Genomic DNA, 15,910 nt, shown 5'->3' with positions numbered 1-15,910 from the left:
TTTTGAATGTTTACAATCGTCCTTTCTTTTTTCGGTATTATTATCGTAGTGAATCTCTTTTTGTATATAAAGTATTCAATTATTCCAAAATCATTTATACCTCTTGAAAGCAAAATAGTTCGCTTTGAAGAAAGGATAAAATGGCGCGATGCTACAGGAAGTCCAAGCAATCCAGAAGTATCACCTACTTACTTTGTGCCAATTATAGAATATACTTTTAATGATAAAAAATATATTTATGAGGGTAAGCTTCCGATAACGTTTGCAACTTATAATTTCAATCGCAAAATAGCATTATACATCAATCCCAAAAAACCATCTGATGTCAGACATAAAATTAAATACTATTGGGAGTGAATTATGGAATGGCTACAGCAAGCACAATGAAACTAGAGCTTTTTTAATCCACTTAATTGAAAGCGGAATTACTTCTTTTATTTTTAAATACAATCGAATAGAAAAATCAATGTACACCACGTTTGATTTTAGGCTTTATTGCATAGAAAATCAAGTCGAAAAAGAACTATTCTATGTTAATTGCAGCTCTACCAGAAAGACTTTGCTTTCTTTCTTGCAAATCCTGAATCATATTAATGAAAACTATAAAATTGATTTGGTAAATGAATTTGCTAATGATGGTTATTTTTACGATGCCAAAAAGCTAGAAATTGTACGATATATATACCCTTAATTTTCAAGGAAAAAGAACTAAATATAAAAACCTTAGAATATTAGTACCTAAAAAAAATTATTCATTCTCCCCGATCTTATTCACCATAAAAATCATTAGAATTCCAAGAAGCGCCATAATAAGAAATGCCCATTTCATACTTAGATATTCGGAAATAAAACCAACCATTGGCGGAACCAGCAAAAATCCTAAATAACCAATTGTTGATATTGAAGTTAAGGCAGAACCACTACTTAAATTTGAAGATCTTCCAGCAATGCTAAACACTAGCGGAACTACACAAGAAACCCCAAATCCGATTAAAACGTAACCGAAAATAGTTGGGTAAGCATATGGGAGGATAAAACAAAGTCCGAAACCAGCTGTTATTAAGATTCCGCTGTAAAGCAGGATTTTTTTAGTCCCAAATTTCATTACACCATAATCGCCAAAAATACGTCCTAACGTAACTGCAGAAGCAAAAAATACAAATGCGGCACTGGTTAATTTTGGAGAAGCTTTTAATATGTTTTCGAAATAAATTCCACTCCAATCGTACATGGTGTTTTCGCAAGCCATAGAAACAAAGCAAATCAGTGAAAATTTTACTAGATTTTTTTCTGGCATCGAGAAAAACTTCTTCTTAACCGGAACAGGCTCATTATGAATACTCATTGGATAAAAACAAGCCGTAAGCGCAAGCATAAAAATACTCACTCCCAATAAATGATGCGACGGTGCAATGTGCTGTGTTACCATTACATATCCTAAACCAGCTCCAGAGAAAACTGCAATACTCCAAACCGCATGAAAACGTGTTATAATAGACTTTGGATACAATTTTTGAACTTCAAGAGATTGTGCATTTATTGATAAATTGAAAATATTACGAGAAGCTCCAAAAAATAAAAGTATAATTACCAATTGCCAGACAAATGCTGCCAAACCAGGCAAAGAAAGGGCAACATTGAACATAACTGCTCCAAGAAGCATTATATAACGGCTGCTGTATTTATTCAATAGTTTTCCTGTAAAAGGCATTGTTAACATTAAACCGATCGGAAAAGCAAATAGAACCGCTCCAAATTCGGCTTCAGACAAATGCAATTGGGCTTGTATATGTGGAATTCTTGAAACCCAAGAAGAGTAGCCGAAACCTGATAGAAAGAAAAAAACAGTGTTAGCAATACGATATCCTCTAGGCGTATTTTGAATCTTTTTAAAGAATGGTAAAATCATGAAGTCATTTTTCAGACAGCAAAATTAAGGCTTTTTAAAGTTTATCCCACCACAATTTCGAATAAGAATTTTGATTAATCGCTCTAGAATAAACATTTAACAATTTAACCTGCAAATGGCAGAAATAAAAATTGTTAAAGTTATTTTAATTTTTACATTTGCATTGTTTTTATTTATTCTAAATAAAATTTAATTATAAACCAATTAAAAATTAGCAATGAATTACCTCAGTTTGAAAACTTCGCGTTTTCTATTTTCTATCAGTTTTTTATTTTCGTTCTTATCAATTTTTGCTCAACAAAATCACGGAAAAATTAAAGGAACCATAACTACCTCAGACGGCGACGCTGCGGCGGGAGTAAATATTATTCTTAAAAACACAAAATATGGCACCGTTTCTAATGATGATGGTACTTTTGATTTTAATAAAGTAAAAGCCAATTCTTATACATTACAAGTATCTTTAACTGGTTATGAAACTCTAGAAACTGAAATTACAGTTACTGAAAACGAAACCTCAACAGTCAATTTACAACTAAAAGTTTCTAATAAAGAATTAAAAGAAGTTGTTATTAGCAGTCCGAAAAGCATTATGTCTAAAAAAACAGACTACGTTGCCAGAATGCCTCTTAAAAATCTTGAAAATCCGCAAGTATATAGTGTAATCCATAAAGAACTTTTGTTAGATCAAGTTGCTGTAGATGTTAGAAGTGCAGTACAAAACTCTCCTGGCGCAGTTCCTGTTACTTATCCTTCTGGTGGAGTTGGCGTAACTTTTAGAGGTTTTACTACAGGAATTAATGCTAGAAACGGAATGGAAACTGCTACAAATCGTTCTTCTACAGACCTTGCCAATGTCGAAAGAATTGAAGTTCTAAAAGGTCCATCAGGAACTTTATTTGGATCAACTATTTCATCTTTTGGAGGTGTAGTGAACTTGGTAACTAAAAAACCTTTTGAAACCGCAGCCACAGAAGTTTCTTATACTATGGGAAGCTATAACTTAAATCGTTTTACTGCAGATATCAATACGCCTTTAAAGAAAGATAAAAGTGTTTTATTTCGACTAAATGCAGCGGTTAACAGAGAAAAAAGTTTCTTAGATTTTGGTTTCAATAATACTTTTGCCTTCACGCCAAGTTTGACTTACAAGGCAAGTGATAAACTTACTTTCAATATTGACGCAGAATATATTAGCTCAAACAACACAAGACGTACTTATCATAGATACGATCCTAAATCAGGAATTACAAATCCTGGAGATTTGATGGTAGGTTACAGAAAATCACTATTTTATGATGACAATGACGCTAAAACTTCGGCAAATAAAGTTTTTGCTCAAGCAGAATATCAAATATCTGAAAACTGGAAATCGACTACTCTATTCTCTTTTATGGGAGAAAATGTAGAACGCAGCTACCAAACTTATACTCTTTGGCTAACTCCATACTTAGCGGCGAGAAGAGTTGGTAACTGGGGACCTATTTACAATAACTACACTAATATTCAGGAAAATATAAACGGTCAATTTAAAACAGGAAGCATCAAACATAAACTTTTGGTAGGTGCAAATTACAGTTTTAATAAAAACAGCTTCTCTTCTGGAATTACAGCTTATATTGATACGGTTGATGTTAGAATGCCTTTTGATCCTATGAGAAGAAAAACGGTTGATGCAACATTAAAACAAACTGCTTATCCTACTGATGGCGACCAGACTTTTAGCATTTATGCTTCTGATGTAGTTAATTTTACGGATAGATTATCTGCAATGTTAAGTTTACGTATGGACAATTATAAACGTAAAGAAGTTGAAGGTACTGAAGCTTATAACCAGACTGCATGGTCTCCAAAATTAGGTTTGGTTTATCAGGTTGTAAAAGATCAAGTTTCTCTTTTTGCAAATTATATGAACGGATTCCAAAATTCACCTCCCGCAACACAACCAGATGCAACAAAATTGATTTTAGATCCTGTTTATGCTATACAATATGAAGCAGGTATAAAAGCAGAAGCATTTAATAAAAAATTAAGTGCCACTTTAAGCTATTATAATATTACTATTGATAATGCGATTCGATACGACTCAAATGGTTTTGCATTTCAAGATGGAGTTCAAAAAAGCAAAGGTTTAGATTTTGAGTTAATAGCCAATCCAATAAACGGATTAAATATTATTGGAGGATATGCATACAATGAAAATCGCATCGAAGAGTCAGGAGCAATAGCACCTGGAGCTCCAAAAAATGTAGCTAACTTTTGGGCAACTTATGCTTTGCAAAATACGGTTAAAGGTTTAGGTGCTGGTTTTGGGTTAAATTATGTTGGAAAAAGCTATCTATTTGAAGACAATATTTTCTACATGCCATCTTATACAACAGCAAATGCAACAGTTTTTTACGATCAACCGACTTGGAGAATTGGTTTAAAATTCAACAACATTTCTAGTGAAAGATATTGGGATTTTTACGGAAATTCTCAAGCATTGTCAAACTTCTTAGTGAATCTAACATTGAAATTCTAAGGTCATTTATTTTCAAAAAACACCTCTGTACTATCTGCAGAGGTGTTTTCTATTTTAACACCTATCTTATTTAACCTTTTACAATGACTTTTAAAAAGCTACTATTAAAAATACATTTATGGCTAGGTTTATCATCAGGTCTTATCGTAGTTATACTAGGAATTACAGGCTGTTTATACGTTTTTGAAGAAGAACTGCGTCCTATAATTCATGACTATTATTATGTCGATCAGGTTAAAGATAAAAAACTGCCTATTAGCCATTTAATAACGATTGCGCAAGAAGCAAACAAAAAGATCCATCCGAAGCAGACATTTTCTGGATGCAGGACATTTAGTGATGATCGACGTACTGTTGTTGCTTGGTTTTATGAAGAATTGGACAAAGATGCGATCTGGTATTGGAATCAGTATCAGACAAACTATGTTTACTTAGATCCCTACACAGGAAATGTTACAAAAATAGAAGACTATAATTTTGAGTTTTTTGTTTTTGTACGAATGCTGCATCAAACACTTTGCTTAAACAGTAAAATTGGCGATCCTATTACAGGTACAGCAACCATTATATTCATAATTTCCTTAATTACAGGTTTAATTCTATGGTGGCCTAAAAATAAAAGTGCGGCAAAACAACGCTTTTGGTTTCAATGGAAAAACACTACAAAATGGAAACGTAAAAACTACGATTTGCATAATATTCTAGGATTTTACATGATGATTTTCACTTTGATCATTGCCTTAACCGGATTAGTATGGGCTTTTGAATGCTACGATAAAGGAATTCAATGGTTATTTAATGGCGGAAAAACATTTGCCAAAGAAGAAAGAATCGTTTCTGATACTACAAAATATACTCCAATCAGTGCTACTGATAAGATATATAATGCTACTCTAAAAGCACATCCTAAAGCCATAAGCTACTTTTTATTTACACCTGCAGAAAATGATTCTTTGGCGACTGTTCAAACATTTATTCGATACGAAAATCGTTTTGATGATACATCAATGTTATTTGACCAATACAGCGGAAAGAATCTTAAAGTTACCACTTATAAAGACAAAAATAATGGCGAGAAATTCAGATTTATAAATTACGATCTGCATGTTGGAAGTATTCTCGGATTTCCAGGAAAAGTTCTTGCTTTTTTTGCCAGTCTAGTTGCTGCAAGTTTACCTCTAACCGGCTTCTTAATTTGGTGGGGACGAAATAAAAAAAAGAAAAAAACGAGCAGCTAGTACTTTCTCCCTAATTTATTGGTCTTTTTTATGATTTTTATTTTTAATTATTCTAAATAAGACTTATGTTTGTAAAAAATATCATTCTAATAATTTAAACTTGATCTTATGAAATCAAATACTTTAAAAACATTAAGCTTTTTATTTCTAATGCTTTTTGCCGCACCACAGCTTTTTGCCCATGCTCTTTGGATCGAAACTAAAGCAACAGGAACAAAAGGAAAAGCTCAAGAAATTTCTGTTTATTTTGGAGAATTCTCTGATAACGATATTACAAAAGCTGATAAATGGTTTTCTGATTTAAAAGATTTTTCATTGGTAGTAATTTCTCCTTCAAAAAAAGAAACAAAACTGACTGCAAAAGCTTTAGATAATAAATACCAAGCATTCTTTACACCAGAAGAAGACGGAGTTTATACCATTGTAATGCATCATACAGTTGGAGACGTCTACGGGACAATGAAATTAGATTATAACTCTAGTGCAACTGTAGTTGTTGGAAATAAATCTGCAGGAAATGTCGCTACAGCTAACAATAATAAAATTAGCGTATTCTCTGAAAATGCTGATATCGCGAAAAAAAATACAGTAATCAACGTCTCTGCTTTATATGAAGGAGCTATTGCAAAATCTCAAAAAATTAAAGTAATCGCTCCAAACGGATGGGAAAAAGAATTATGGACAAATGATAAAGGAGAAATCACTTTTACTCCTATCTGGTCTGGAAATTATATGGTTGAGTTTGCTTATACTGAAAAATCTGCAGGTGAACATAACGGTAAAAAATACGACGAAATCTGGAAAATGGCTACATACCAAATTGCAGTAAAATAATTTAAGAAAATTTCATTCTTAGAGTTTAATTTCAATTTAAAAAAACCTTGTTTAACGGCAAGGTTTTTTTGTTGCTATTTATACTAAATTAAAATAATATTAGAAAATTCTTAAGACAATCTTAAGAAAACAATAAGAAAGGTTTAAGTAAGAAAACGCCCCATAAATTTCATTAACACAATCATGCCATTGTATATTTGCGGCGATCTATTTTTATTGAATCTAAATAAACAACATGAAATATAATTTACTATTTGCATTAGGCTTATTAAGTTTTGCCTCTTACGCTCAAGACTATTCAAGCACTGAATCTACTTCATCTGTAAACGATACAGTTAAGAATAAAAAAGGGGAAATTTTAAATGAAGTAGTTGTTACTAAAACCAAAGAACCAAAACCAGTAACAGCAGTTCGCTCTGGATTAAAACCAATGGATAATCCACAAAGCATACAAGTTATTGGTTCTGAAGTTATCGAACAGCAGCAAGCTATTAGATTAAGCGAGGTTCTTAAAAATGCTAACGGTGTTTACGTTGGTTCTGCTCGTGGTGGTGCTCAAGAATCTTTTTTCTCTAGAGGTTATGACATGTCTACAAACAATATGTTTAAAAACGGATTCCGTTATAATGCAGGGTCAATTCCTGATGTTTCTGGACTAGATAAAGTAGAATTTCTTAAAGGAGGTTCAGCTTTATTATTTGGAAACGTAGCACCTGGAGGAATTCTAAATTTAGTAACTAAAACACCTCAATTTAAAAGCGGTGGAGAAGTTTCAATGCAAATTGGAAGTTACTCTTATTACAAGCCAGCATTTGATTTGTATGGAGGTCTTACTAAATCAATTGCCTTTAGAATAAACGGTTCTTACGAAAACTCAGAAAGCTTTAGAGATGTCGTAAAAAATAAACGTGTATATGTAAACCCATCGTTGCTTTTTATCATTAATCCTAAAACTCAAATTACAATTCAAGGAGATTATTTAAGCGCAGATTGGACACCAGATTTTGGAACGGGAATTATTGGCACACAAATTCTTGATTTGCCTAGAAATGCTTTTTATGGATCTCTTTGGTCTAATGGTAATACAAAATCTGCTAGTGCGTCTGTATTGTTAAATCATGATTTCAATAAAAATTGGAAGCTTAATTTCAATAGCTCTTACCAAACTTATGACAGAGCTTCAAAATCTACAGCACAATTATCTTCTGTTAAAGAAAACGGAGACTGGACAAGACCTTTAGTTCAAAACGATAACTCAGAACAAATTTTAGGAGATCAATTAAGTCTTCAAGGAAACTTTAATACAGGATCAATAAAACACCAAATATTTACTGGTGCAGACTGGGAAAACTCATTTGCAACGGCTTATACTTTTGCATTTAATCCTGCAAATTATGATACAATCAATCTTTTCAACTTTGATCCGTCAACACAAAGAAATGATATTCCAGATGCGAGAGCAACTCAAATTGCAAAAACAGAAACCAATCGTTTTGGTGTCTATTTTCAAGATTTAATCTCAATTACAGAGAAATTCAAAGTATTGGCAGGTGTACGTTGGTCATGGCAAGAAGCTGAAGTTACAACTTATAAAGAAACAGCAACTGGTGCAGGAAACCCAGAAAATGCAATACCAACAGTTGGTGACAAAAAACTTGATAATGCATTTTCTCCAAAATTTGGATTAATATATCAACCAAGAAAGGAAGTTTCATTATTTGCCAGCTATTCTACTTCATTTACACCAAACACAGGAACTACAGCAGATTTAAAACCAATTGAACCTTCTATTATTGATCAATACGAAGCTGGTATTAAAACTGATTTCTTAAAAGGATTATTAAGCACAAATGTTACGGTTTATCAAATTACCAACAGCAACTTAGCTCAAACTGCCGAATTTAAAGCTGATGGAAGTTTAAACACGGATGCAAACGTAAAAGTTTTAAGTGGTGAAACTAAAAGTAAAGGTGTTGAAGTTGATGTTACGGCAAGACCAATTGACGGACTTAGCATTATTGCAGGATACAGCTACAATGATATGCGTTATACTAAAACATCTGGTTTAAACGGAAGTTTTATTGAAGGTGATCGTCTTGTTAGAACTCCAGCAAACACAGCAAACTTAAGTTTCTATTACACTGTACAAGAAGGTCTATTAAAAAATTTATCTGTTGGAGCAATTGGAAATTACATTGGTGATCGTTTAGGAGGTTGGAATGATCAATACAACACAGATACAGTTAAATATCCTGACGGAATCTACCATAGAGAAATTCCTTTGGAAGGTTATGTTACTATTGATGCATCTGTTGGATATGCTTGGAGAAAATTCTCGATTCTTTGCAAATTATCAAACATCACAAACGAATTAAATTATACTGTTCACGAGAACTATAGTGTAAACCCAATCGCTCCTCGTCAAGTTATGACAAGCTTGCGTTACAAGTTCTAAAATATTGAATTAGAGTTTTGATTTTATCCCAAGATTTTTAAGTAAAACTAAAAATCTTGGGATTTTTAGTTTTATTACAAAAGTAATACAAAACTTACTTTTATTTTATTTTTTAATAAAATGCACTATTTTTGCATTTAACAATATGAAACATGAATTACAACTTATCATTTCAGGAAAGAGCAAAGTTAAGCATGGAACAATTATCCAAGCAGCAGCCAGTTACCTTAGAAGAAGCCAAAGCTCAAGTAAAATGGCTGAAGGGTTCAAGCATTTCAAAAAACAAGAAAAAGAGACCTTAGAAAGGTTTATAGAATTAAATAGTCTTTGGATTTTAGATATTAATCTTGAAGATTATCTTTCTGAAGGAGCAGAGCAAAAAGTCTATTTAAAAGACGGAAAACATGTAATCAAACTTAATGATTCTATTTATTACAATTCTTGGATAGATTACTTCAACAATTTATTATTAAATAACTTCTTTTTTCCAGATACAGCATACAATTTATTAGGCTTTTTCAAAAACGAAGATATTATATATGCAGTTGTTGAACAGCCTTTCGTAAAAGCAACTGAACCAACAGACTTAGAAGTTGTAAAGAAGTTTATGCTTGTAAACGGTTTTCTAAATACCAAAAACAACGATTACTATAATCCTGACTTAGGAATTATTCTTGAAGATCTTCACGACGAAAATGTATTAACAGAAAATGGCATACTTCAATTTATAGACACTGTTTTCTATATTAAAGATAATTTCTACGAAAATTAAAATTTTGCGATTCAAAGTGCCTCGGAATGATACAAGATAAAAAAAGCTGTCCACTTTGGACAGCTTTTTTATTTTAAATCAATCTGATTCTTATTTCAAACCAGCCAAACTCTGCTCAATTGTAGCAATTTTTGCTAAAGCGTCAGCTTGTTTTTGTTTTTCTAGATTAAGGACTTTCTCTGGAGCTCCGTTTACGAATTTCTCGTTTGAAAGTTTCGCTTCTACAGATTTCAAGAATCCTTTTGTATAATTTAATTCTTCTGTCAGTTTTGCAATCTCAGCTTCAATATCGATATTTCCTGTAATCGGGATGAAGTATTCATTCGATTTTACACGGAAAGACAGTGCGCCGTCTACTTTTTCAGAAACATATTCGAAAGCAGAAACGTTTCCTAATTTCGTTATGATTGAATCAAAATAAGTAGAAACATTTTCGCTATTGATTCCTTTTAATTCAATTGCATCTTTAAACGGAATATTTTTATCTTTTCTGATTGTTCTAATTCCAGAAATTACTTCAATTGAGTTTTCAAAATCAGCAATTAATTTAGCATCAAATGGTTTTACTTCTGGCCAAGTAGAAACAATTAAAGCCTCTTCCGGAGTTCTTTCAGCAATTAACTGCCAAATTTCCTCTGTCAAGAAAGGCATAAATGGGTGTAATAACTTCAAGTTGTTTTCTAACATTTCGATCGCTTTCGCGAAAGTTACGCTGTCAATTGGCTGTTGGTATGCTGGTTTGATCATTTCTAAGAACCAAGAACAGAAATCATCCCAAACCAATTTATAAATTGCCATAAGAGAATCTGAAATTCTGTATTTCTCAAAATTATCTTCGATGTCAACTAAAGTCTGCTGTAATTTCGCTTCATACCATTCGATTGCCACTTTTGATGATTCTGGCTGTGCGATAGTTTCAGAAACTTCCCACCCTTTAATCAATTTAAAGGCATTCCAGATTTTATTTGAAAACGCTTTTCCTTGACTGCACAATTCTTCATCAAACATGATATCGTTTCCTGCAGAAGCACTTAAAAGTAATCCCACACGAACTCCATCAGCTCCAAAAGCATCGATCAAATCTAAAGGATCAGGAGAATTTCCTAATGATTTAGACATCTTACGACGTTGTTTGTCACGAACCAAACCAGTCAAATATACATTTGTAAATGGTTTTTCACCTGCATATTCGTAACCTGCAATGATCATTCTCGCCACCCAGAAAAATAAAATATCCGGACCAGTTACCAAGTCATTTGTTGGGTAATAGTATTTAAAATCTGGACTTTCTGGATCCATGATTCCTCCAAAAACTGACATTGGCCATAACCAAGAAGAAAACCATGTGTCTAACGCGTCAACATCTTGTTTTAAGTCAGATGTTGTAAGTGAGTTGTTAGATGTTTTTTCTTTTGCTAAAGCTAAAGCGTCTTCGATGTTTTCAGCAACTACGAAATCTTCTTTTCCGTCTCCATAATAATACGCTGGAATTTGTTGTCCCCACCATAATTGACGAGAAATATTCCAATCGCGAATGTTGTTTAACCAATGTGCATAAGTATTTTCGAAACGTTTTGGATGCAATTTAATTTCTCCTGTTTCTAAAACCGACTTAATTGCAGGTTTTACTAATTCTTCCATTTTCAAGAACCATTGATCTGATAATCTTGGTTCTATTACTGCTTTTGTTCTTTCAGAAGTTCCAACTTTATTTAAGTGAGTTTCTGTTTTTGCTAAAGCTCCAATTTCTTCCAGTTCTTTTGCAATTTCTGTACGAACTACAAAACGATCTTTTCCTTGATAATGTAATCCGAAACTATTTAAAGTTGCATCTTCATTAAAAATATCAACGATTTCTAGGTTGTGTTTTTCTCCTAAAGTTTTATCGTTCATATCGTGAGCAGGCGTTACTTTCAAACATCCTGTACCGAATTCAACATCAACATATTCGTCTTCAATAATTGGAATTACTCTTCCACAAATAGGAACGATCGCTTTTTTACCTTTCAAATGTGTAAAACGCTCATCATTTGGATTGATACAAATTGCTGTATCTCCAAAAATAGTTTCTGGACGAGTTGTAGCAATCGTTAAGAAATCTTCTGAACCTTCAATTTTATATTTTAAGAAAAATAATTTTCCTTGTTGTTCTTCGTAAATTACTTCTTCATCAGATAAAGTCGTTTTAGCTTCCGGATCCCAGTTTACCATACGGTATCCTCTGTAGATTAATCCTTTGTTGTATAAATCTACAAACGATTTAATTACAGATGCAGACATATCTGGATCCATAGTAAATTTAGTGCGTTCCCAATCGCAAGAAGCACCTAATTTCTTAAGTTGTTCTAAGATTGTTCCACCATATTTATCTGTCCATTCCCAAGCATGTTTTAGGAATTCTTCACGGGTCAAATCGTTTTTATTGATTCCTTCTGCTTTTAATTTCGCTACCACTTTTGCTTCAGTTGCAATAGAAGCGTGATCTGTTCCCGGAACCCAACAAGCGTTGAATCCTTTAAGACGTGCACGGCGAATTAAAACATCCTGAATCGTATTATTCAACATATGTCCCATGTGAAGGACTCCAGTGACGTTTGGCGGCGGAATTACAATGGTGTACGGTGTTCTATGATCTGGTTCTGAATGAAAATAATTGTTTTTCATCCAGTAATCATACCATTTACTCTCAATCGTCTTAGCGTCAAATTGTGCTGGAATTGTCATTTACTAGGGTTGTTTAATCGTTAATTTGTTTAACCGCTTAATCGGTTTTGATCATCGAATTTCAAATTGATTTGTTTTCTTATTTCTGTTTTAAAAAATCATTTATAAATCAATCTCAACGATTAAACAAATAAACGATTAAACAGTTAAACAAAAAAACTGGTTCAATTTTTGTATTTATAACTGACAGCAAAAGTAAATAATTAAGTAGACTATAAAAAGAGAAATAATAATTTGTGTGTTAATTAAAAGAATGTATATTTACTTACAATAAAAAAAAGATTTCATATGAAAAATACAGCCTCTTTTATTGCAGTCTTATTGTTTAGCGCAATAAGTTTTGCACAAAACGGCCCAAAAATTGAATTTGCAGCCTCAGACAATACAATTGATTATGGAAAAATTTCTAAAGGCGACAATGGGCTTCGTTCCTTTGAATTTACAAATACTGGTGATGCTCCATTATTAATTACAGGTGCAGAATCTACAGTAAGTTCTATCATTGTAACAAAACCTGCGGCAGCAATTTTGCCAGGCAAAAAAGGAAAAATTGATGTAAAATATAATATGGTAGCAGGACCTATTCGTAAAACAATTACTGTTGAAACAAACGCAGTAAACTATCCTGACGGAAGAGTAGCTCTTAAAATTAAGGGTGAAGTTCAATAAGAATTAAAAAACTTCTAAATAATAAAAAGCCGTTTCTAAATCTAGAAACGGCTTTGTTTTTTTATAAATAAGAAACATCTTGTTGCTTGAATCTTTCTTTTTTTACTTCGCAGCACATTCTACTGAGTCGAATTTATATTTTACGCTGTCAAAATCAATCGGTTTATCTTTTACCAAATAAGTTACTCCCATTGTTGTCTGCATAGTTCCGTTACCCAAAATAAGCTGATTGTTACGTTTTAAAAATGCCATAGGATTTTTGAAGGTTTTAGCGTCCTCATTAACTTTAAAAGTGTAGTCTACAAATAAAGTATCTCCGTGGAATTCACCTGCAACTTCTCCTTTTCTAACAGTTGAAGGTGCTACATTCATAACCATATCTCCCGTTAATTTTCCGTTCTTTAACGTATTCAGTTTTAAATCTATTGTATCCTTTTCGTAAATTGCTTTATAGCATGCAGTACTTACGACTGCTTCACCTTCTGCTTTTACAGCTTCAGCGGCTTTTTGTTTTTCTTCATTTTTACAGCTTTGCAATCCAATAAAGGATAGAAGCAAACAAGATAAGGTTAGATTTCTCATATTTTTTCTATTTTGTTGATACTACTATAAAATTAAAGAAAAAAAGGCTTTCTTCTTTCAATAATTCTATAAATTTTTAATTACAAATTCAGATCTTCTATTCAATTCGTGTTCTTCCTCTGAGCAAGATTCATCTGTTTTGCATTTTATAATTGGAACCGATTCGCCATAACCTTTTGCTACAACTCGCTTAGAATCTATACCAGATTGTATGATAAACTCTCGCGTTGAATTGGCTCTTTTTTGAGATAAATCAGCATTGTATTTTTCATTCCCTCGTGAATCGGTATGCGATCCGATTTCGATTTTCATATCTGGGTATTTCTTCATCAATTCTACAACTCGTCCTAAAATCACTTTCGATTCTTTACGGATATACCACAAATCGTAATCAAAATAAATAGGATCTGTTTTTATGATTAAACGTTCTTTATCCTTGACAATATCTTTTTCTTTTTCTAAAATTTCTTTTACTTTTTCATTCTTTCGATTTTCAGCAGCTACAATTGCCGCTTCTTTGGCTTTTTTGTCTTTCTCTTTTAATTCAATTGCTGCCAAGGCTTCTTTTTTCTTGTTTTCTTCTTCAATAATAATCTCCTGTTTTCTCTTGTTTTCAGCAATTTGTTTTTCTTCTTTTTGAATTGCTTCTAAAGATCTTAGTGCCAAAGAACCATCATTAACTTTATCTCTTGTTTTGTCTAATGTCAATATTTTAGAAGCATTAGTATAATTTTCTTTGAAAGCACTAATTTTATACGAAGCCTCGCAAGCAACAGTAAAACTGAATTTTCCGTCAGCCGAAGTTGTAATAGTATTTAAAGTCTTATTTTCTGAATCTTGCAATAATACCGTTGCATTTTCTAAAGCCAATTGTGTATCAAGATCTGTTATAATTCCGGCGATAAATTGTTTACAATCTTCAACAATCAAATCTTTTATTTCTTTAAATTGATAAATATCATCACTTCCTTTTCCTCCTTCTCTATTCGAAGCAAAAAATCCTTCTTTGGTATTCGAATCAATATTAAATGCAAAATCATCTAAATTAGAGTTTAATGGAAGTCCAACATTCACAGGTTTTGAATATTCATTTCCATTTATTTCAGAGACAAAAACATCTAAAGATCCATAACCTAAATGTCCGTCTGATGAAAAATAAAGCTTATTATCTGCAGAAGCAAAAGGAAACTGTTCTCTTTTGTCTGTATTAATTTCTGAACCTAAATTTTTCGGCGTATCAAATGCCCCTTTATTGATGTTAACCGAATAAATGTCAAAAGAGCCGATAGATCCTGGCATATCAGAAGCAAAATACAAGACTTTTTCATCTGGACTTAAAGCGGGATGTTCAACAGAATAATTTGGACTATTAAATGGAAGCGACGTAACATTTGTCCATTTTCCTTCTACCAATTCTGCTTTAAAAATTTGAAGATTAGAAATTTTCTTATCGTCTTTTTTCTTCTTTCCGTTTTTAGAATTGTTTCTCGTGAAATACATGGTTTTGCCATCTTTTGTAAAAACAGCATTCGATTCGTGCATTCCGGTTTTTAATTCTTTAGCAAAATAATGGATAATAGAATCTGCAGAATTAATGTTTTTAAGTGGAATCGTAACCAAATTTAAATAGGTTTCATTATCCCATTTGTATCTTTTGTCAAACAAACCTGGTTTCAATTTTACTCCTGCAAAAACTAGATTGTCTTTGTATTTTACAGCTCCAAATTCAGAATTTGGCGTATTTATCGCAAGATTTTTAATTTCAAAACGTTTACCAATTGCGGTGACATTTTCTAAAGTTTTCAATTCTTTTTCAAAATTGACCATATCTTCTGCATTTGCAGATTTAGAATAATATTCCTTTAAATTGGCATTTGCATCATCGTTACTATTTGTTGCTTTTAGAGTTTGTGCATATCTAAAATAATATTCTCGGTCTAAATTATTGCTGTAATTGCCAATCAAGAGACGATAATAGCGTTGCGCTTTAATCAATTCATTGGTATAGAAATAAGAATCGGCAAGATTTTTAATGACTTCTTGAGAAGGTCTTTCGTCTGCTAATTTTTGATATAAAATAATGGCTTCGCTGTAATACGTTTTATCAAAAAAACGTTTTGCTCTTGCTAATTCCTGATCTTGTGCCTTTATAAACTGTATTGAAAATACGAATACAATAACGAGTAATTTTTTCATATTTTTC

At 32.3% G+C, this 15,910-nt stretch carries 12 protein-coding genes; 8 read left to right on the top strand and 4 right to left on the bottom strand.

The features are described from left to right. The first annotated feature begins 6 nt into the window (after window positions 1-6). Together JC605_RS14700 and JC605_RS14695 are read left to right on the top strand one after the other, a co-directional pair. Window positions 7-357 (top strand): hypothetical protein, encoded by a 351-nt coding sequence (locus JC605_RS14700; protein WP_198856914.1) that lies wholly within the window; start codon window positions 7-9, stop codon window positions 355-357. Beyond that, window positions 323-691 carry a hypothetical protein gene (locus JC605_RS14695; protein WP_198856913.1) on the top strand — a complete coding sequence of 123 codons (369 nt, stop codon included), beginning with the start codon at window positions 323-325 and terminating at the stop codon, window positions 689-691. The genes JC605_RS14700 and JC605_RS14695 overlap by 35 nt, the downstream gene beginning before the upstream one ends. A 57-nt stretch (window positions 692-748) precedes the next feature. Here JC605_RS14695 and JC605_RS14690 read toward each other — a convergent pair whose 3' ends face one another. Further along, window positions 749-1,909: an MFS transporter gene (locus JC605_RS14690; RefSeq protein WP_198856912.1), complete on the bottom strand. Its 1,161-nt coding sequence runs from the start codon at window positions 1,907-1,909 to the stop codon at window positions 749-751. Between the two features lie 217 nt (window positions 1,910-2,126). Between JC605_RS14690 and JC605_RS14685 the strand changes: the two genes are divergently transcribed. The 5 genes from JC605_RS14685 to JC605_RS14665 all read left to right on the top strand — a co-directional run bounded on the left by JC605_RS14685 (window position 2,127) and on the right by JC605_RS14665 (window position 9,732). Beyond that, a complete protein-coding gene (locus tag JC605_RS14685; RefSeq protein ID WP_198856911.1) occupies window positions 2,127-4,433 on the top strand; it encodes a TonB-dependent receptor in 2,307 nt (768 codons plus the stop codon). A gap of 83 nt (window positions 4,434-4,516) precedes the next feature. Beyond that, window positions 4,517-5,671 carry a PepSY domain-containing protein gene (locus tag JC605_RS14680; RefSeq protein ID WP_198856910.1) on the top strand — a complete coding sequence of 385 codons (1,155 nt, stop codon included), beginning with the start codon at window positions 4,517-4,519 and terminating at the stop codon, window positions 5,669-5,671. Between the two features lie 108 nt (window positions 5,672-5,779). Then, window positions 5,780-6,505 (top strand): DUF4198 domain-containing protein, encoded by a 726-nt coding sequence (locus tag JC605_RS14675; RefSeq protein ID WP_198856909.1) that lies wholly within the window; start codon window positions 5,780-5,782, stop codon window positions 6,503-6,505. Between the two features lie 235 nt (window positions 6,506-6,740). Continuing rightward, complete coding sequence (locus JC605_RS14670) at window positions 6,741-8,960, top strand: TonB-dependent siderophore receptor (RefSeq protein ID WP_198856908.1); 2,220 nt, start codon at window positions 6,741-6,743, stop codon at window positions 8,958-8,960. Between the two features lie 145 nt (window positions 8,961-9,105). Continuing rightward, window positions 9,106-9,732, top strand: a complete 627-nt coding sequence (locus JC605_RS14665; RefSeq protein ID WP_198856907.1) for a hypothetical protein — start codon at window positions 9,106-9,108, stop codon at window positions 9,730-9,732. A gap of 90 nt (window positions 9,733-9,822) precedes the next feature. Here the strand turns inward: JC605_RS14665 and JC605_RS14660 are convergent, their stop codons facing one another. After that, window positions 9,823-12,456 carry a valine--tRNA ligase gene (locus JC605_RS14660; protein ID WP_198856906.1) on the bottom strand — a complete coding sequence of 878 codons (2,634 nt, stop codon included), beginning with the start codon at window positions 12,454-12,456 and terminating at the stop codon, window positions 9,823-9,825. Window positions 12,457-12,744: 288 nt separating this feature from the next. Here JC605_RS14660 and JC605_RS14655 point away from each other — a divergent pair, with 288 nt between their 5' ends. Continuing rightward, window positions 12,745-13,125 (top strand): DUF1573 domain-containing protein, encoded by a 381-nt coding sequence (locus tag JC605_RS14655; RefSeq protein ID WP_198856905.1) that lies wholly within the window; start codon window positions 12,745-12,747, stop codon window positions 13,123-13,125. 102 nt (window positions 13,126-13,227) lie between these two features. On the opposite strand, the gene JC605_RS14650 is transcribed toward JC605_RS14655, so the two are convergent. Both JC605_RS14650 and JC605_RS14645 read right to left on the bottom strand, forming a co-directional pair. Beyond that, on the bottom strand, window positions 13,228-13,707 hold the full coding sequence (locus tag JC605_RS14650; protein ID WP_198856904.1) for a hypothetical protein: 480 nt from the start codon (window positions 13,705-13,707) through the stop codon (window positions 13,228-13,230). 66 nt (window positions 13,708-13,773) lie between these two features. Continuing rightward, on the bottom strand, window positions 13,774-15,903 hold the full coding sequence (locus tag JC605_RS14645; protein ID WP_198856903.1) for an OmpA family protein: 2,130 nt from the start codon (window positions 15,901-15,903) through the stop codon (window positions 13,774-13,776). Between the last annotated feature and the right edge of the window lie 7 nt (window positions 15,904-15,910).

It is taken from the genome of Flavobacterium sp. IB48 (assembly GCF_016405855.1).
In the GTDB taxonomy this organism is placed as follows: Bacteria; Bacteroidota; Bacteroidia; order Flavobacteriales; family Flavobacteriaceae; genus Flavobacterium; species Flavobacterium ginsengisoli.
Note: the sequence above shows the minus strand (reverse complement) of the source record. Positions and strands in the feature narration are given on the sequence as shown.

What these genes read in the sequence shown, in the direction of transcription:
- JC605_RS14700 (WP_198856914.1), top strand. Translation starts at nt 7, where the DNA reads ATGTTTACAATCGTCCTTTCTTTTTTCGGTATTATTATCGTAGTGAAT.
- JC605_RS14695 (WP_198856913.1), top strand. Translation starts at nt 323, where the DNA reads ATGTCAGACATAAAATTAAATACTATTGGGAGTGAATTATGGAATGGC.
- JC605_RS14690 (WP_198856912.1), bottom strand. Translation starts at nt 1,909, where the DNA reads ATGATTTTACCATTCTTTAAAAAGATTCAAAATACGCCTAGAGGATAT.
- JC605_RS14685 (WP_198856911.1), top strand. Translation starts at nt 2,127, where the DNA reads ATGAATTACCTCAGTTTGAAAACTTCGCGTTTTCTATTTTCTATCAGT.
- JC605_RS14680 (WP_198856910.1), top strand. Translation starts at nt 4,517, where the DNA reads ATGACTTTTAAAAAGCTACTATTAAAAATACATTTATGGCTAGGTTTA.
- JC605_RS14675 (WP_198856909.1), top strand. Translation starts at nt 5,780, where the DNA reads ATGAAATCAAATACTTTAAAAACATTAAGCTTTTTATTTCTAATGCTT.
- JC605_RS14670 (WP_198856908.1), top strand. Translation starts at nt 6,741, where the DNA reads ATGAAATATAATTTACTATTTGCATTAGGCTTATTAAGTTTTGCCTCT.
- JC605_RS14665 (WP_198856907.1), top strand. Translation starts at nt 9,106, where the DNA reads ATGAAACATGAATTACAACTTATCATTTCAGGAAAGAGCAAAGTTAAG.
- JC605_RS14660 (WP_198856906.1), bottom strand. Translation starts at nt 12,456, where the DNA reads ATGACAATTCCAGCACAATTTGACGCTAAGACGATTGAGAGTAAATGG.
- JC605_RS14655 (WP_198856905.1), top strand. Translation starts at nt 12,745, where the DNA reads ATGAAAAATACAGCCTCTTTTATTGCAGTCTTATTGTTTAGCGCAATA.
- JC605_RS14650 (WP_198856904.1), bottom strand. Translation starts at nt 13,707, where the DNA reads ATGAGAAATCTAACCTTATCTTGTTTGCTTCTATCCTTTATTGGATTG.
- JC605_RS14645 (WP_198856903.1), bottom strand. Translation starts at nt 15,903, where the DNA reads ATGAAAAAATTACTCGTTATTGTATTCGTATTTTCAATACAGTTTATA.